The 17,360-nt window shown below is 56.9% G+C and carries 13 protein-coding genes and 1 tRNA gene; 7 read left to right on the forward strand and 7 right to left on the reverse strand.

Annotated elements, in window-relative coordinates; translation table 11 throughout:
* Nucleotide 1 precedes the first annotated feature (1 nt).
* Both QEZ52_RS12850 and QEZ52_RS12855 read right to left on the reverse strand, forming a co-directional pair.
* Nucleotides 2-3,118 carry an efflux RND transporter permease subunit gene (locus tag QEZ52_RS12850; RefSeq protein WP_406644752.1) on the reverse strand — a complete coding sequence of 1,039 codons (3,117 nt, stop codon included), beginning with the start codon at nt 3,116-3,118 and terminating at the stop codon, nt 2-4.
* 3 nt (nt 3,119-3,121) lie between these two features.
* Nucleotides 3,122-4,258 (reverse strand): efflux RND transporter periplasmic adaptor subunit, encoded by a 1,137-nt coding sequence (locus QEZ52_RS12855; protein ID WP_406644753.1) that lies wholly within the window; start codon nt 4,256-4,258, stop codon nt 3,122-3,124.
* 249 nt (nt 4,259-4,507) lie between these two features.
* Between QEZ52_RS12855 and QEZ52_RS12860 the strand changes: the two genes are divergently transcribed.
* A tRNA-Asn gene (locus QEZ52_RS12860) sits at nt 4,508-4,582 on the forward strand.
* Nucleotides 4,583-4,904: 322 nt separating this feature from the next.
* Here the strand turns inward: QEZ52_RS12860 and QEZ52_RS12865 are convergent.
* From QEZ52_RS12865 to QEZ52_RS12880, 4 genes are read right to left on the reverse strand one after another with little or no spacing between them, the layout of a single operon-like run.
* Nucleotides 4,905-6,113 carry a beta-ketoacyl synthase gene (locus QEZ52_RS12865; RefSeq protein ID WP_406644754.1) on the reverse strand — a complete coding sequence of 403 codons (1,209 nt, stop codon included), beginning with the start codon at nt 6,111-6,113 and terminating at the stop codon, nt 4,905-4,907.
* 40 nt (nt 6,114-6,153) lie between these two features.
* Entirely contained in the window at nt 6,154-6,411 is a 258-nt protein-coding gene (locus QEZ52_RS12870) for an acyl carrier protein (protein ID WP_406644755.1), read from the reverse strand.
* 33 nt (nt 6,412-6,444) lie between these two features.
* Nucleotides 6,445-7,536: a UDP-3-O-(3-hydroxymyristoyl)glucosamine N-acyltransferase gene (gene lpxD, locus QEZ52_RS12875; RefSeq protein ID WP_406644756.1), complete on the reverse strand. Its 1,092-nt coding sequence runs from the start codon at nt 7,534-7,536 to the stop codon at nt 6,445-6,447.
* A 36-nt stretch (nt 7,537-7,572) separates the two neighbouring features.
* Entirely contained in the window at nt 7,573-9,183 is a 1,611-nt protein-coding gene (locus tag QEZ52_RS12880) for a murein L,D-transpeptidase (protein WP_406644757.1), read from the reverse strand.
* 347 nt (nt 9,184-9,530) lie between these two features.
* Between QEZ52_RS12880 and QEZ52_RS12885 the strand changes: the two genes are divergently transcribed.
* The 6 genes from QEZ52_RS12885 to QEZ52_RS12910 all read left to right on the forward strand — a co-directional run bounded on the left by QEZ52_RS12885 (nt 9,531) and on the right by QEZ52_RS12910 (nt 16,284).
* Entirely contained in the window at nt 9,531-10,103 is a 573-nt protein-coding gene (locus QEZ52_RS12885) for a YcbK family protein (protein ID WP_406644758.1), read from the forward strand.
* A gap of 355 nt (nt 10,104-10,458) precedes the next feature.
* Nucleotides 10,459-10,872, forward strand: a complete 414-nt coding sequence (locus QEZ52_RS12890; protein WP_406644759.1) for an SxtJ family membrane protein — start codon at nt 10,459-10,461, stop codon at nt 10,870-10,872.
* A gap of 22 nt (nt 10,873-10,894) precedes the next feature.
* The gene (locus QEZ52_RS12895) at nt 10,895-11,044 is read left to right on the forward strand and encodes a DUF5989 family protein (RefSeq protein ID WP_406644760.1); all 150 of its coding nucleotides are present in this window, start codon (nt 10,895-10,897) and stop codon (nt 11,042-11,044) included.
* 1 nt (nt 11,045) lies between these two features.
* Nucleotides 11,046-12,890, forward strand: coding sequence for a carbamoyltransferase (locus tag QEZ52_RS12900; RefSeq protein ID WP_406644761.1), 1,845 nt, complete (start codon nt 11,046-11,048; stop codon nt 12,888-12,890).
* A gap of 13 nt (nt 12,891-12,903) precedes the next feature.
* Nucleotides 12,904-14,025 carry an SGNH/GDSL hydrolase family protein gene (locus QEZ52_RS12905; protein ID WP_406644762.1) on the forward strand — a complete coding sequence of 374 codons (1,122 nt, stop codon included), beginning with the start codon at nt 12,904-12,906 and terminating at the stop codon, nt 14,023-14,025.
* 231 nt (nt 14,026-14,256) lie between these two features.
* Nucleotides 14,257-16,284: an FAD-dependent oxidoreductase gene (locus tag QEZ52_RS12910; RefSeq protein ID WP_406644763.1), complete on the forward strand. Its 2,028-nt coding sequence runs from the start codon at nt 14,257-14,259 to the stop codon at nt 16,282-16,284.
* On the opposite strand, the gene QEZ52_RS12915 is transcribed toward QEZ52_RS12910, so the two are convergent.
* Nucleotides 16,279-17,337 (reverse strand): YheT family hydrolase, encoded by a 1,059-nt coding sequence (locus QEZ52_RS12915; protein WP_406644764.1) that lies wholly within the window; start codon nt 17,335-17,337, stop codon nt 16,279-16,281. The genes QEZ52_RS12910 and QEZ52_RS12915 overlap by 6 nt on opposite strands.
* Between the last annotated feature and the right edge of the window lie 23 nt (nt 17,338-17,360).

Here is a 17,360-nt window from a genome sequence, read left to right on the forward strand (position 1 = left end):
TTTATGTCAGCTTTGCCGCGCCTTTAAGACGTTCGCGCACACCCTGCATCAGGGCATATAGCACTGGTACCACAATCACCCCGATCACTGTGGCAAACAGCATTCCGCCAAACACCGCAAAGCCGATGGCCTTTTGACTGGCTGCACCAGCACCAGAAGCCACCAGCAACGGGATTACCCCCAGCAGGAAGGACAACGCCGTCATCATCACGGCTCGGAAGCGTTGGAAAGCCGCTTCGATTGCGGCCTCGCGGATGGTTTTACCGGCATTATGCTGTTCAATCGCAAATTCAACGATCAGAATCGCGTTTTTCGAGGCCAGACCAATCAACATTATCATCCCGATCTGGGTGTAGAGGTTGATGTCGCTGCCGATTGCCGACACCGTGACCACCGCGCCAAACAGGGCCACGATCACCGACAACAAAATTGCGACCGGCATCGTCCAGCTTTCGTATTGCGCCACCAGGAACAGATACCCAAACAGGATTGCCATCACCAGGATCACCTGTACGAGACCCGCGCTGTCCTGTTGTTGCTGCGCCGTGCCGGTCCATTCAAAGGCATAGCCGGGCGGCAAGGATTCGGCAGCGGATTCCTCCATCACGCGGATCGCGTCACCCGTCGACAACCCCGGTGCCGGGGTGGCCGTGACAGTGGCCGAGCGGAACATATTGTGACGCTTCAGCAGAACCGGCCCCAGGATGTTTTCGACATCCACCAGGGTCGACAGTGGAACCATTTCTCCTGTGGTCGAGCGGACATAGAGATTGCCGATATCTTCGACCTTGTCCCGATACGACCCATCCGCCTGGATCATCACCCGATAGACACGGCCGTACAGGTTGAAGTCATTGACATAGTAGGACCCCAATTGGGCCTGAAGGGTTTGAAAGACTTCGGAAATGGCAACCTGCAGGGTTTTGGTCTTTTCCCTGTCCAGATCAACAAAGACCTGAGGCACATTGGCCCGAAAGGTGGTAAAGGCGCGTTCGATCTCGGGGCGTTGATTGGCCGCATATACCAGCGACCCCAAGGCCGCCGACAGATCCTGGGGCGTGCCACCCCCTGTCTGTTGCACTTGCAGTTCGACGCCCGCGCTCATCCCCAGGCCGGAAATCGGTGGCGGGTTGAAGGCAACGATACTGGCCGCCGCTTCGCTATTGGCGATTCCATAGATCTGAGCCAGGATTGCATCGGCGCTCTGCGCGTCGTCAGTCCGGTCATCCCAGGGATCCAGGGTTACGATGATCATGGCACCATTGGGCAGACCACCGTTCAACATGCTGAAACCATTGACCAGAACCGTATGTTCGACACCGGGCACCTGTTTCAGTTGATCCCGCAACCGGGCGGCGACCTGCTCGGTTCGCCCCAACGCAGCCGCATCCGGCAGTTGAACATCCACGAACAGATAGCCGTTGTCTTCGAGCGGAATGAACCCTTTGGGTGTGATGGAAAACAGGCCGCCCAGACCTGCCCCCATCCCCAATACAATAGCCAACCCGATGATCGGCAGGCGGACCAGACGACGAACGATACCGACATACCCGGTACGGACGCCACCGATCACCCCTTCGAACACAGCCAGCAGGCCACGCGGCGGGCCGGACCGCGGTTTGAGCACCAAGGCGCAAAGCGCGGGAGACAGGGTCAGTGCGTTGATGGACGAGATGATGACCGCTATCGAAATTGTCACGGCAAACTGCGAATACAACCGCCCCGTAATCCCGGGCATGAAGGTCACCGGCACGAAGACTGCCAACAACACCAGGGTCGTCGCAATCACCGGGCCTGAAATCTGCCCCATCGCCTTGCGGGTGGCATCCGGGGCACTCAACCCTTCGTCCGCAATCAACCGTTCAACATTCTCGACCACGACGATCGCATCATCCACCACGATGCCGATGGCCAGCACCAGCGCGAACAACGAGATCGTGTTCAATGTCATGCCAAAGGCCAGCAGAAAAGCAAATGTCCCGATCAGCGACACGGGAATGGCGATCATCGGGATCAACGTGGCGCGGAAATTGCCAAGAAAGACAAAGACAACCGACACAACCAGCGCAAAGGTCATCATCAACGTGCTGATCACATCCTTGAGCGATTGTTCGACGAATTTCGTCGAGTCAAAGGGGATCGCGTATTCGACATCATCAGGGAACGTCAACGACAGACGGTCCAATTCGGCGCGAACCTGTTCAGCCACCGCCAGCGCATTGGCTCCGGGAGCCTGATACACCGCCAGAATGGACGCCGGTCCGTCATCCAGAAAACCTGAATTGTTATAGGTCCGTGCCCCCAGTTCGACCCGGGCGATATCACGAACCCGCACCTGATTTCCTTCTGAACCGGAGCGGATCACAATGTCTTCGAATTCGCGGGTGGTTGCCAGACGACCACGGGATTTGATCGTGTATTGAAACGTCTGATCCCCCGGCACCGGAGGCGATCCGATCTGACCTGCGGACACTTCGAGGTTTTGTTCGCGGACCGCGTTTATGACGTCCCCGGGCGTCACGCCCAGTCCGGCCATCTTGTTGGGGTCCAGCCAGAGCCGCATGGCATATTCCAGATCGGTCAGAACATCGGCATTGCCGACCCCATTGATCCGGCTCAGTGCATCCTTGATATTGATGGACGAATAATTGGACAGGAACACATCGTCATACGTCCCGTTTGGCGAGGTCAGCGCCGTCACGAGCAACATGTTGGACGATGCCTTTTGCGTCACAACCCCGGAACTGGTGACCTCGGCTGGCAAGGATGCCATGGCCTGGGCCACGCGGTTCTGCACGTTGACCGACGCGATATCCGGGTCGGTGCCAACCTCAAAGGTGACGGACAGGCTGTAGGATCCATTGTCTGAAGAGGTGGAGGACATATAGATCATGCCATCCACACCGTTCACCTGCGCTTCGATTGGAGCGGCGACGCTGGTTTCCACGGTCTCTGCGTTGGCACCGGTGTAATTGGCGTTCACCGTGACAACCGGAGGCGTGATTTCAGGGAATTGGGCCACGGGCAACGCCATGTAGCCGATCAACCCCAAAACAGTCAGCACCAGCGAAATGACAATCGCGAATTTCGGGCGCGAGATAAAAAAGGAGGAGAACATGTGTTACTCTCCAGCCTGGCCGCTCAGGACCGCATCGACTTTGACACCGGGGCGCACACGCTGCAGCCCCTCGACAATCACGCTTTCCCCTTCGCGCAACCCGTCTTCGACGATCACCGCGGTTTCGACCTGGTCACCGCTGGTGATATAACGCTGTTCCACAGTGTTCTGCGCGCCGACGACCAGAACAAAATCACCCCGTTGATCCCTTTGAATGGCGGCTTGTGGTATCAAAACCCGTTCCACGGGCTCCAGCGCTTCGATCCCTACGCTGACAAAGGCACCGTCAATCAGAAAACCGCGCGTGTTGGCAAATCTCGCGCGCAATGTGATCGTTCCCGTTGTCGGGTCAATGCGGTTGTCGGCAAAGGCAATTTCGCCCACTTCGTCCAATCGCCGTCCATTTGGCAGATCAACATAGACCTTGGGTTTGCGGTCACTGTCCGAGAGTTCGTTTGCAGCCACGTCCAATTTTTCCAGAACGTTGACAAATTCCTTTTCGTTCAGGGCAAAGGACACAAAGATCGGTGCCTCGCGCACCAGCGTGACCAGCGCCGCCCCATCAGGTGAGACCACATCGCCCCGGGAGACCTGGACCGCCCCGATCCGACCGTCAAAGGGCGCGTCGATATTGGTGTAGCTCAGGTTCAGTTCAGCCTGGCGCACGGCTGCCTTGGCCGAGCGGACTTCGGCTTCGGCGACTTTTTCATTGGCCTTGGCCGTATCTCGTTCGGCTGCCGGCACCGAGCCGCGCTGAAACAGCTCTTCCTTGCGCGCATACTCTACGATCTTGAGTTCCAGATTGGCTTCGGCCTTGGCCAGATTGGCCTTTTGGGCATCCAAAGTGGCCTCATAGGCGCTGCGTTCAATCTTGAACAACAATTCGCCTTCGGACACTTCGGCACCATTGTTGACCAGCCGCTCTTCAAGGAACCCGTTGACGCGCGCCCGGATATCGACCTTGTCGATGGCCTGTCCCCGTCCAATAAAGGTCGCCTGATCCGAAATCATCTGCGTATAAGCGGCGGCCACTGACACCTTGGGCGCAGCCGGTGTCTGCGCCATCGTGGCACTGCCCAAACCTATCGCAATCGTCAGGGCGAGAGGTCCTAGCAGGGAACGGGGAAGTACCGACAGCATATCGTATCCTTTTTCTCGACAACCTGTTTGTTCTCCGGGGGTAACAGATCAATATGTCTCGCCCGGCTCAGGAAAATTCAGTATGAATTGGCGACTATTGTGTCGCAGGTATAAGCGTTTCTCAATACTAGCCTCTCCTTACCGTACGACAATCTGATCAGCCACCGTCGAGATTCAGAAAAAACTCTCGGAAACTGAAAATTTCGGTCTGGACGCACCCCAAAACCCAAGCTATAGAACGCGCACCGTTCCGGCGTAGCTCAGCGGTAGAGCAGTTGACTGTTAATCAATTGGTCGTAGGTTCGATCCCTACCGCCGGAGCCAATTTCACCTAACCAAACCAAAACGTTAGTCGATTTTGGCAGGTACTGCGCAGGGTCCGCTTGCCGTGTACCAGCGGTGTGAAACACCGTGTGTCGACCCACATAGGTACGTGTCACCGGCTTGACCCCACGCCCAGACCCCCGCCAGGTCGGCCATTAGTCTCTGGTCCAACACATGCGTGTGCTGTGACATACGATGCGAAGAACAAGCGGCATTGGGGCACGCGTGCAGCCTGGCGCATTCGACGAACTCATCCGACAGTGGCGGGATCGTTCCGGCCGCCCTTGGGCCGAGCCGGAATTAACGCGAATGCCGCCGTCTTTTACACTTTGCGCAAAGCGATAACCGCATTCAGACCGCCAAAGGCAAACGCGTTGCTCAATGCTACGGAAACTGAGGCGTCACGGGCTTCGTTCGGCACCACATCCAGCGCACATTCCGGATCCGGCTCCTGATACCCAATGGTCGGTGCGATCACCCCATCGCGCACGGCCATGATACAGGCCAAAAGCTCGACCGCGCCTGTGCCGCCGATCAGATGCCCATGCATGGATTTGGTTGACGAAATCATCAGATTGTCTGCGTGTGGGCCAAACACATCCGCGACTGCGGCGCATTCTGTTTTGTCGTTTGCGGCTGTGCCCGTGCCATGCGCGTTGATATATCCAACGGCATCCGCAGAGATGCCAGCATCTCTGAGCGCCCCCGAAATCGCCCGCGCTGCGCCCTGTTTTGACGGCATAACGATATCGGACGCGTCCGATGACATCGCCCAGCCCACAACTTCGCACAGGATGTCGGCACCGCGCGCACGCGCATGGTCATAGTCTTCGAAAACAAAGATCCCGGCCCCTTCGCCCTGGACCATACCGTTGCGATTGGCGCTGAAGGGTCGACAGGCATCCTTGGACATGACACGCAGACCTTCCCAGGCCTTGACCCCGCCAAAACACAGCATGGATTCAGATCCGCCCGTCACCATGGCAGGCGCCATGCCCGATCGCACCATCTGGAACGCCTGCGCCATGGCGTGATTGGACGACGCGCAGGCGGTGGACACAGTAAAAGAAGGTCCTTTGAGGTTGTACTCCATCGACACATGGCTGGCGGCGGCATTGTTCATCAGTTTGGGCACCACAAAGGGGTGCACCCTGTTTTTGCCCTCTTCATAGACCGCGCGGTAATTGTCATCCCACGTGCTGACGCCGCCCCCGGCAGTTCCCAGAACCACACCCGAGCGCGCAGAGAGGTCTCCATGAAACTCGAGCCCCGATTGGGTGATTGCTTCCTTGGCTGCCGTCAAAGTGAATTGGGTGAAACGATCATAAAGGCTGATCTGTTGGCGGTTAAATCGACCCTCTGCTTCGAATCCACGAACTTGACCGCCGATCCGAATTGCCAGTCGCTCCACGTCGCGAAATGCCAGATCACCGATCCCACAGCGACCTTCGCGCATGGCCTCCATCGTGTCGGGAACCGAATGCCCCAGCGCATTGATGGTCCCTGCCCCGGTGATCACAACGCGTTTCATCTGAATCCCTATGGCCTCCGCCCGGCTGTCCGCACCCTGATCACCCTTTTTCAGCAATCAGCTTTTCGATACCTGAAATTATTGCAGCGACATTCGAGATGTCGAAATCGCTGGCGCTAGGGTCGTTTGCATTGAACGGGATCGATATGTCGAATTCCTCTTCAATGGCGAAAATGCTCTCGACCAACCCCAGACTGTCAATCCCCAGATCCTCCAGCGTGCTGTCGGGTGTCACATCTGCAGGCTCCAAGACAGCCTGTTCAGCGATAATTGCAGTGACCTTGTCCTGAATGCTCATGTCAGACCCCTGATCCAATGTGATGGGGTTGATTTAAGACTTCGCATCCGGTTTGGAAACCGCCTTTTTCAGCGCCTCAATGTCGCGCATCACCCGGGGTAGCCGGCGCTGTGCCTTGTACATGTCGGTGTGCAGTTCCATCTTGACCGCTGGATAGCCCATCAAGACCCGCCCCGCGGGCACGTTGGACAGGATCTTGCTGCCACCGGCTGCAATGACACCGTCGCCGATAAAGATATTGTCGACTGCCCCGCATTGGCCGCCCAGCACAACATTGTTGCCAATTTCGACTGAACCGGAGATTCCGCATTGGCCGCACAACAGGCAGTCCTTGCCGATACGGGTGTTGTGGCCGATGTGCACCTGATTGTCCAATTTGGTGCCATCGCCGATTTCCGTATCGCGAATGGTTCCATTGTCGATCGTGCAATTTGTGCCGATCTCGACATCATCGCCGATCAGAACGGCGCCCAAAGAATGGATCCTGAGCCAGCTTTGCGCCTTGGCGTCGCCCTGGTCCCCCAGCGTCTTGCGCACGTTTTCGGCACCGGACACTTCGGGCGTCACAAAGGAAAACCCGTCGCCACCTATGCGCGCTCCGGGCTGTGTCCGGAAACGATCTCCAATCCGGACCCGGGCCCCGATCGAATTTGAATCGCGCATCAAGGCATCCACGCCAATCACCACATCCGCACCAATCACACAATTAGGCCCAATGATCGAATTCGCCCCGATCCGGGTTCGCGGACCGATCACGGTGAATGGCCCGACAGACACATTTTCCCCCAGCACGGCAGTGGGATCAATGGCCGACATCGGGTGACGACCTGGGCCAAAGGATTGCCCCGGATCCATCATCGACGTGACACCCGCCATAGCCATCCGTGGGCGCGACACAAAGATCGCCGCCTTCAGCCCCATTGATTGCCAATCAGCGCCATCCCAAACCAACGCCGCCCGCGCCTGACCCTGTGCCAGCGACTCGGCGTATTTGGGTGCCATCGCCAATGCCAGGTCATCCGCGCCCGCCAAAGCAGGTTCATTCGCTCCGGTTATCTCTAGCGCGACATCACCCGCGACCTCGGCACCCAGAGACTGGGCAATCTGTTGAACTGTAAAGCGCATTTTCGGGGCCTCACTAAGAATTCCGTGGCCCCTTGCTTACCCCTGAACGCTGGGCAGTGCCACCCCCACACGTTCCAGGGCGTCCCAAATCTTGGCATCCCGTCCATAGATGTCGCGACGATATTCAGTGCGCCCCTTTGGGGTCACGACGGCGGTGCGATAGATCAGGTGAACCGGTACTTTCTGTTCCAGGACAACCTTGGTCTCCTTGCCCGTGTTCAGAACCCGATGAAAGAACTCCTTGGGCGACTCTTCCTGAAGTGCCAGCAACGCATAGGCAAATTCAAACGGTTGCGCCAACCGGATACACCCATGGGAATAGGCGCGGACTTCGCGGGAGAACAGGTGTTTTTGAGGCGTGTCGTGCAGATAGATGTTGTGTTTGTTGGGGAACATGAATTTGACCAGCCCCAGCGCATTGCGTTTGGATGGGGGTTGGCGCATCGCATAGGGAAAGCTGCGCGACGAATATTTGGAAAAATCAACTGCACCACGGTTCACACGTCGCCCCCGGCTGTCGGTGATTTCCAAATGGCTGACAGCATGTGGGTTTGCCCGCAGTTTCGGAAGATATTCCTTGGTGATGATCGAACGCGGCACATACCAGCTGGGGTTGATGACCATATGCTCCATCTCATCCGAAAACTCGGGTGTCCGCCGGTCCCCGGTGTTTTTACCCACGACGGACCGGGTCACAAAGGTGACTTTGCCATCGTCGATGATCTTGGCCGTAAAATCTGTCTGGTTGACCAGAACGTGACGCGGGCCCCGGTCCCGGTTCATCCAGCGTTCGCGCTCCATCGCGACAATGATCGATTTCAGACGCTGACGCACCGGGATGTTGATCTGTTGGACGGTTTCCTTGCCAGCAACGCCATCCGCCTCGAGTCCATGTTCCAACTGGAATTGTTGAACAGCCGCCTGCATGGTCGTGTCATATTTGCGTGACGGCGTTGGCCGCATGTACCCCATTCGGATCATCCGGTTGCGCAGCGAAACAACATTGTCACCCGTTTCACCAGGTTCGATCTTGCGGTTTGGAACCTTTTCACCCCACCCACCGCTGGCCATCAGCCGTTCCAAACGCAGCTTTTCCTTCATCAAACCGCGATATTCGGGCGTATCCGGAGCCAAGGATCGCATCGCAGCGGACGGAGCGGTGGTGTTCAATTGCGTCAGATAGGCACTGCGGTCCCGTTCGGGCCGGTCGCGCACAATGCCGCTGTCCACCTTTGACGGGGTGACCTGACCGATTTGCACATCGGTGGCATAATCCACATAGGCCCGGCTCAGTGCGACTTCGACCAATCCCAAATCCCGGGTAGTGCGCACATCCGCCATCTGCGCAATCAGCGCATCAGCCTTGGCTGTCAGATCCGGCAATCCATGCAAACGTGCCATCTTCAGCGTATCCAACAGAGCCGCGCGGCGCGCCCGCGCCTGATCCGTATCCCCCGTCCAGATGGGTTCGTAATTTCCCGCGCGATAGAATTTTGCAACGGCATCATCGGCTGATGCGGCTTCAGCGATCGCCTGTTTAAAGGCCGTAACCTGCGCCTCGGCCATCCCCGACATCAGGCCAAGCGCGACACTGAACGCCCCGGCGGCAACAGTTCGGGCGAAAAAGGATCGGCAGGTCAAATACATACGGTGTACATCCTTGCTGGGAAATGGGTTGGAACATATTGCGTACCTCAAATTCTGGGAAAAACCAGCATGCAAAGTCTATTCACGATTACTTCATCCAAAAATTCCCCCTAAATCTGATGCGATTTTGACGCCCGAAACCCGAGGTTCCATCAAATCGTAACGGTTTAGTCAGAGTTTGCGCAAAAAATCGCCGAAAATTCCCACTAATTACAACTTGCAACAATCCTCACTTGGCACACGATTCGGACTATGCAATAGGTTTTGCATCTGGGGATGGATGAACACATAGCGCACGTAACATCGTGTGCAGGCAGGAATATAGCGTACGGGACGACGCAGACACCATGAGCAATAGCATCAGTTCAACGGGCATGACCCGTCGGGCCCTCCTAGGGGCATTCGCAGCAACCACTCTTGCAGCGACACCAACCTACTCCAAGGCAGCAGGATTTCTGCGCGGCGGTGGCGACATCCGACGCATCCGCATGTATTCGGGCCGTACCGGCGAACGGATCGACATGATCTATTGGATCGACGGAAAATACATCAAGGACGCGGTGAAGGAGGTCAATTACTTCATGCGCGACTGGCGGACGGACCAGACCAAATCCATGGATCTTCGCACCATTGATATCATGGCTGCGTCGCATAATCTGTTGGACGTCAATGAACCCTATATGCTGTTGTCGGGCTATCGCAGCCCTCAGACCAACGCAATGTTGCGCCGCCGGTCCCGTGGTGTCGCCAAAAATTCGCTGCACATGAAAGGTCAGGCTGCTGACCTGCGCCTCTCTTCGCGATCTGTCAGCCAAATCTCGCGGGCCGCGATTTCGTGCCGTGCTGGCGGCGTTGGAAAATATCACCGCTCGAACTTTGTGCACATGGACTGTGGCGTGGTTCGCAATTGGGGCGGTTAAACCCCAGTCAAATCTCGTTCCGTCAGGGCCCGCTGCTGTAGCATGTGGGCCTTTTTTGTGTCATGTGAACAGTCGTTCGAACCGGGTTGGTGTTCAAACCTGTTGGTGGACGCCCGCCCTCTGAGCCGCACAGCAAAAGCGAAACACCGAACAGGTCGACTTTGATTTTCGAACAAAGCCGGGCCACTGTGCGGTTTGTTTCGGCAACTCTCACAATGATGGCCCAATTGCACCGCCACGAGGAAAAGCTTTTGACTGTCGGCACAAAGCCTTAACAATTTGCTACATATCTTTTGAAACCGCCGATCACACAAACCCAATACGCGGACCATCACAACAGGAACGGTTACACGCTATGTCAGAGATACGTGAACATACGAAGGTCAAAGTCGGCTCTGACCGATCCTTTGGATTGGTGTTTGCCGGGGTGTTTACCATCATTGCCTTATTCCCCCTCTTGGGTGAAGGCAGCATCCGTTTTTGGGCGCTGGGGGCCGCGGCCGTATTTGGCGGGTTGGCGCTGATAGCACCAGAGCTGTTAAACAATGCCAACAAATTATGGTTCCGGTTTGGGATGGTGTTGGGCGCGATTGTGTCCCCCATCGTTATGGGCATTCTGTTTTTCGGGACCGTTACACCCACCGGATTGATCCGCCGCGCGTTGGGGGCGGATCCGTTGAACCGTTCGTTCGATCCCGAAGCGGATAGCTATTGGATCGAAATTCCGCCACGCTCATCCGGCGAAAGCTCGATGAAGAACCAATTCTGAGCAACACGAGACGAGAGAACGAATGGACATTTTTGTTGAACTTTGGCGTTTCATGCTGATCAGAAAGAAATTCTGGCTGGCCCCGATCATCCTGATGATGGTTCTGCTGGGCGGTCTTTTGGTGGTGACCCAGGGGTCTGCCATCGCACCATTCATCTACACGTTGTTCTGATATGGTCGCCATTCTGGGCATTTCCGCGTTTTATCACGACAGCGCAGCGGCGTTGGTGGTCGACGGTCATATCGTTGCCGCCGCCCAGGAGGAACGTTTCACGCGGATCAAACATGACGCGGGGTTTCCCCACAATGCGGTCGAATACGTGTTGGACGAGGCCGGTTTGACACTGGATCAGATCGACCACATTGCGTTCTATGACAAACCCCTCCTGAAATTTGAACGGCTTCTGGAGACCTATGTTGCCAATGCACCGCGTGGGTTCAAATCCTTTCGCACCGCAATCCCGATCTGGCTCAAGGAAAAACTGTTTCAAAAGAGCCTGTTGCAGAATGAACTAAAGGAAATTTCCCCGGGCACCAAAACCAGGGACAAATTGCTGTTCGCTGAACATCACTTCAGTCACGCGGCGAGCGCCTTTTATCCGTCCCCCTTTGAAGAGGCCGTGGTCCTGACATTGGACGGTGTAGGGGAATGGGCAACGACCACTGTGGCTATCGGGCGGGGCAGCCAGTTGGACATCGTCAAGGAGCTGCATTTCCCGCACTCTCTGGGGCTGCTGTACTCTGCCTTTACCTATTACACCGGTTTCCGGGTCAACAGCGGCGAATACAAGCTGATGGGGCTGGCCCCCTATGGCACGCCGAAATACAAGGATTTGATCCTGGACACGGTGATTGACGTCAAGGCCGACGGCACCTACCGGCTGGATCAAAGCTATTTTGATTATGCCACCGGTCTGCGCATGACCAACGACAAATTTGCGGCCGTATTTGGTCGCCCGGTGCGCCAACCCGATACTGACCAGTTGGACCAGTTCCATATGGATATCGCGGCCTCCATTCAGGCCGTAACCGAAAACGTAGTGCTGCGCATGACCCGCGCCCTGGCCGCTGAATACGACATTCCCAACCTGTGCATGGCGGGCGGTGTCGCGTTGAACTGTGTCGCCAACGGCCACATTCTGCGCGATGGTGCCTTTAAAAACCTGTGGATTCAGCCCGCTGCCGGAGACGCCGGTGGGGCATTGGGTGCCGCTCAGGCCGCTTATCACAAGGAATTGGGACATCCCAGAATTGTAGACAACACCAAACGCGATGCCATGCGAGGGGCCTATCTGGGACCAATGTTCGAACAATCCGACATCGACGCCCGCCTGACCCGATCTGGTGCGGTGTTTGAAACGTTGCAGGATGATGAGGTCGTTGAACAGACGGCTGATGCCCTGGCCCAGGGCAAGGCAGTAGGTTGGTTCAACGGACGGATGGAATTCGGACCGCGGGCTTTGGGCGGGCGCTCCATTCTGGGAGACCCAAGATCACCATCCATGCAAAAGCTGCTGAATTTAAAAGTTAAATTCAGAGAAAGCTTTCGCCCATTTGCGCCCTCGGTCCTGCGTGAGGATGTCGGGGAATGGTTCGATCTGGACGATGACAGCCCCTATATGCTGTTGGTTGATCAGGTGCGCGACGCCCGGCAACGCGAAATGAGCGAGGGTGAGAAAGCCCTGTTTGGCATCGAAAAGCTGAACGTTGTTCGTTCGGAAATCCCGGCCGTCACCCATATTGATTACTCAGCCCGGATCCAAACCGTTCATGCCGACACCAACCCGCGCTATCATCAACTGATCTCTGCCTTTAAACAGCGCACTGGCTGCCCCCTGGTGGTCAACACGTCCTTTAACGTGCGCGGCGAACCCATCGTCTGCACCCCCGAAGACGCGTTTCATTGTTTTATGGGCACCGATATCGAATGGTTGGTGGTGGGCAATGCGGTTCTGCGCAAGGAACAACAGGACCCGGCCCTGGCCGAAGATTACAAAAACAAATACGAATTGGATTGACAGGACACACCCGATGGCGCGCATTCTCCTGATCAACCTGGCGATCATGGCCGTTGTGCTGATCGGACTCGAGCTGGTCTTTGGCACCTGGTTTTCGCGCGAACACGCATTGTATCAGTTCACCCAGATCCGTGATCAGGTCATTGTCCGGGACAATCCGTTGCCGCCTGAAATTGGCGGCGGCAAACCGACGATCACCTATTCCCGCGATAGCTATGGGTTTCGTGGATTGGATGGCCCGGTGTCCGAGGTCGACATTCTGACGGTGGGCGGCAGCACCACGGACCAACGCTGGGTCGATGACAGCCAGACCTATCAGGCCATTTTGCAGGATCTATTGGCTGTGCAGGGGTATGATGTCGATGTTGTAAACGCCGGAATTGATGGGCAATCCACCTTTGGTCACATCCAGAATTTCCCGTCCTGGTTTGACAAGATCCCAGACCTAAAGGCCGATTACATTCTGTATTATGTGGGCATCAACGACATGCTCAAGATCAACCCGGAAGACATCTTTGACCGTATGGAGCAGCCCAGCACCATCGCCATGCTAAAGGGCTTCATCAAGGAACATTCGATCTTTTACCAACTCTACCGCGTTGTTCAGGGTTTGTTGGCCGACAAACCCGTGCAACACGAACTGACCCGAACAAACATCGCCGAAAACGGCCCGTTTGTGGATCAACCAGTGATCTCTGATCCCTTGCCCCCCGTCATGGCCGCCTCGCTGCAAGGGCTGCAACGCCGAATTGGCGAGCTGGACCGTTTGACACGGGATTTTGGGGCTGTGCCGATTTTTGTCACACAGCGCAGCGCCCGATGGCTGCGGGTGAATGGCAAGCCCTGGGGAATTCCCGAATATGAACCGGATTTCTTTGAAAGTGTTCGCAAACATCTCCCCCCCGAATACGCGCATTTGAACGGCGTTGATTTTTTTCGGTTCGAACAGGCAACGGCGCGGATCATCATGGACGAATGCATGGCGCGCAACGCAATCTGTTTCGATCTGATGAACGAACTTGATTTTGACAATGCAGTCGACTTTTACGACGCGATCCACACCACACCATCTGGCTCAGATCGCATAGCGGATTATTTGGCAAAGAAAATTTCAGACGAAATTTTTCTGAATTAGAATTAGTTTCAATATCTTGCGGTGCTAAGCTCAAGTTTTCTTGCCACGCTTGTACCGTCTGTTCCAGCCACCGGTGTTATCACGCTGACGGCAATGATGGAGGTCGGTGATGGCCCAGGCAAATCCCTGTGCCGCTTGTTGCAAGGATATGTCGCTTCCTTGCAAGCCTATGCTCTGATGCCTGCGCGTAAGTCGCAAGAGACCTTGCATGGTCACACTCAAGGAAAACTCATGGACCCACTTCTTACACCATTCCAGCTGCGCCACCTGACCCTGCGCAATCGCATCATCAGCACCGCACATGCGCCATCATTTCAGGAAGACGGCCATCCCAGGGACCGGTATCGGTTGTATCATGAAGAAAAGGCCAAGGGCGGCGTCGGTCTGACCATCGTTGGCGGATCTACCAACATTGCTCCAGACAGCCCATCTGTGTTTGGACAATTATACGCAGGTGATGACAGCATCATTCCCTGGTTTCAAAAACTGACATCCGGCGTACGCGCTCACGGTGCCGCGATCATGTGCCAGATCACCCACATGGGGCGGCGCACCGCATGGGACGACGGGCATTGGCTCCCTGTCATGGGGCCATCGGGCACCCGCGAACGCGCACATCGCTCCTGTGTGAAACCGATGGAACCCGAAGACATCACCCGCGTTGTCCAGGACTTTGCACAGGCCGCGAAACGGTGTCAGGAGGGCGGATTTGACGGCATAGAACTGTTGTCGCATTCGCATCTGATGGGACAATTCCTGTCCCCGCTGATCAACCGGCGCCACGATGAATATGGCGGCGCATTGGACAACCGGCTGCGCCTGACGCTGCAGGTGATTGACGCGGTGCGGGCGGCCGTCGGGCCCGACATGATCCTGGGGCTGCGACTGACGGGGGATGAATTGATCCAGGGCGGGATGGACGCGGATGACTGCGTAGAAATTGCCCGCAGGCTTGCCAACACCGGGGACGTCGATTTTTTGAATGTTCTGGCCGGTGCGCCCTATGACGATCTGGGCCTGGCCGGGTGGGTTGCGCCCATGGGGCAGCCAGCTGCACCGCATTTGAATGTTGCTGGCCGGATCCGCGAGGCGGTCGACATCCCGGTAATTCATGCGGGCGGCGTCGCAGATATTGCAACCGCACGGCACGCGTTGACCGCGGGGTGTGTGGATCTGATTGGCATGACCCGCGCCCAGATGGCGGATCCGTATCTGGTGCACAAACTGTCCCGTGACCAAGAAGACCGCATCAGACCCTGCGTCGGGTTGGGCTATTGCGTGGATCGGGTCAATCAAGGCAAACCTGCAGTCTGCGGGCACAACGCCGCCACAGGGCGCGAGGCGACGATGCCCCATGTCCTGGGCACGGCCGCCAGATCCCGCAGGGTCGTTGTGGTCGGTGGTGGTCCGGGCGGGTTGGAAGCGGCCCGTATCTGCGCCACCCGTGGACACGATGTGGTCCTGTTCGAAGCCAGCGACCGGTTGGGCGGTCAAATCAACCTGGCCGCCAGGGGGATGACGCGCCGACAGATTTGGGGGGTGGCCGATTGGCTGATAACCGAAACACGTCACTTGGGGGTGGATATTCGGCTCAACTCGCTGGCCGAGCCGGATGACATTCTCGCCGAAACGCCCGATGCTGTCATCATCGCCACCGGAGGCTGGCCCGAGCCGCTGGCGTGTGCCGGACAGCAATGGCAAGCATCGACATGGGACATAATGAATGGCGAATCCCGGGTGTCCGGCACAGTGCTTTTGGTGGACGACATGGGCGACCACCCTGCCCTTGTCTGCGCCGACGTTCTGTCCCGGTCGGGGTGCACAGTCTCTTTGGTCACGCCCGATCGCAGTGTTGCCCATGATCTGGGACCGACCAATTCGGCTGTCGTCCTCCGGGATCTGACCCGGCAAGGTGTTACATTCAGTTGTTTTCAGGATCTCGTCGAAATCACGCTGGTCGGCAATCGCAAACAGGCCACGCTGTGCAATGTCTTGACCGGTCAAACCGAAGTCAGGCTGGTGGATCATGTCGTGGTAGAGAACGGGATCGTTCCCAATGACGCCTTGTATCACGCGCTCAAAGCCGGCTCCCGTAACCTCGGCCAATTGGACCAGACAGCGATGATCGCCGGGACCTCTCCCTTTGTCGCGCACAATCCAAATGGACATTATCATCTGGCACGGATCGGGGATGCGGTGGCCGGTCGCAATATCCACGCAGCACTCTACGATGCGTTGAGGGTGTGCAAGGATCTATGACCCGTCTGGCGTTCGACCCTGGCCAGACGGCCAGGCGTCCTTCAACCTCTGCGCCAGAATTGTTGTGAACAATGGGCGGCTTTGCCCCTGAAAATGAAACCCGACGTGGCCCCCCCGTGGGGTCAGAACAACCTGCAAGGGGCCACCGGCTCTGGATAACAGTCGGTGATAGTCATCCGCCGGTATCCACGGATCATCCTTTGCATGCAGCATCGTGACCGGCGTTGAGATATCCATCAGCCTCTGGACGGGCGAACTTTGCCGGTAATAATCCATCCCGTCGGAAAATCCATGACGCGGGGCCGTGATCTCGTCGTCATACCCCCGGAGGCTATTGGGTCGCGGCAACGGTGTGTCCGGCGACAATGTCCCGTTCTTGCGCATGGCAACTTCCATCCGCATCAGGCTGTGCAACAACGATCTTTGATAGACGAAGTTACGCGGACGATGCAGCCTGTCGGCGCTTGCGACCAGATCCAGCGGAGCCGAGATCGTCATCGCACCCAGAATTCCGGGGAGCCGGATTTGGGACGCCAAAAGGTTCAACAGGATCGTTCCGCCCATCGAAAAGCCGACCAGAAAAACACCCTGATCAACCAGCTTTCCAGGCAGAAGATTAAGGACAGCCGCAACATCAGCGGTGCCCATGCAATGATAGGTGCGCGAACACCATGCCAGCGACGACCCGGCCCCGCGATGATTCAATCGCAGAACCGTCCACCCCTGTCGAACCAGATGCAGGGCGGTGTCCCACAGATAGACACTGTCTTCGCATCCCGTCACGCCGTGCATCAACACCACCAATGGCTTGCCTTGGCCAGGGTCGTGCAACGTTCCGGTCATGACATCCCCGGTGCCATCCATCATGGGGAACTTCAGACTCCGGCTGGGACCCGGGATCGGGTGTCTTCGAAAATCGATCCGATGCGCCAAAGTCTGAAGGTCACCGCCGATCCAGGGGCGCTTCTGGCGCAGGTGATAGACATCCGGCACCGATGCCCCGGCACTTGGCTGGGCTGGGGCGCGGTCTGGCCAAGCGTTTTCGAAATCCATGAAAATGCTCCCTGACCTTGAAC

This window comes from Aliisedimentitalea scapharcae, from assembly GCF_045277565.1.
Classification (GTDB): domain Bacteria; phylum Pseudomonadota; class Alphaproteobacteria; order Rhodobacterales; family Rhodobacteraceae; genus Aliisedimentitalea; species Aliisedimentitalea scapharcae.

Coding starts and splice junctions, on each gene's coding strand:
- QEZ52_RS12865 (WP_406644754.1), bottom strand. CDS start 6,113: ATGAAACGCGTTGTGATCACCGGGGCAGGGACCATCAATGCGCTGGGG.
- QEZ52_RS12915 (WP_406644764.1), bottom strand. CDS start 17,337: ATGGATTTCGAAAACGCTTGGCCAGACCGCGCCCCAGCCCAGCCAAGT.
- QEZ52_RS12910 (WP_406644763.1), top strand. CDS start 14,257: ATGGACCCACTTCTTACACCATTCCAGCTGCGCCACCTGACCCTGCGC.
- QEZ52_RS12885 (WP_406644758.1), top strand. CDS start 9,531: ATGAGCAATAGCATCAGTTCAACGGGCATGACCCGTCGGGCCCTCCTA.
- QEZ52_RS12850 (WP_406644752.1), bottom strand. CDS start 3,118: ATGTTCTCCTCCTTTTTTATCTCGCGCCCGAAATTCGCGATTGTCATT.
- QEZ52_RS12895 (WP_406644760.1), top strand. CDS start 10,895: ATGGACATTTTTGTTGAACTTTGGCGTTTCATGCTGATCAGAAAGAAA.
- QEZ52_RS12900 (WP_406644761.1), top strand. CDS start 11,046: ATGGTCGCCATTCTGGGCATTTCCGCGTTTTATCACGACAGCGCAGCG.
- lpxD (WP_406644756.1), bottom strand. CDS start 7,536: ATGCGCTTTACAGTTCAACAGATTGCCCAGTCTCTGGGTGCCGAGGTC.
- QEZ52_RS12905 (WP_406644762.1), top strand. CDS start 12,904: ATGGCGCGCATTCTCCTGATCAACCTGGCGATCATGGCCGTTGTGCTG.
- QEZ52_RS12870 (WP_406644755.1), bottom strand. CDS start 6,411: ATGAGCATTCAGGACAAGGTCACTGCAATTATCGCTGAACAGGCTGTC.
- QEZ52_RS12880 (WP_406644757.1), bottom strand. CDS start 9,183: ATGTATTTGACCTGCCGATCCTTTTTCGCCCGAACTGTTGCCGCCGGG.
- QEZ52_RS12855 (WP_406644753.1), bottom strand. CDS start 4,258: ATGCTGTCGGTACTTCCCCGTTCCCTGCTAGGACCTCTCGCCCTGACG.
- QEZ52_RS12890 (WP_406644759.1), top strand. CDS start 10,459: ATGTCAGAGATACGTGAACATACGAAGGTCAAAGTCGGCTCTGACCGA.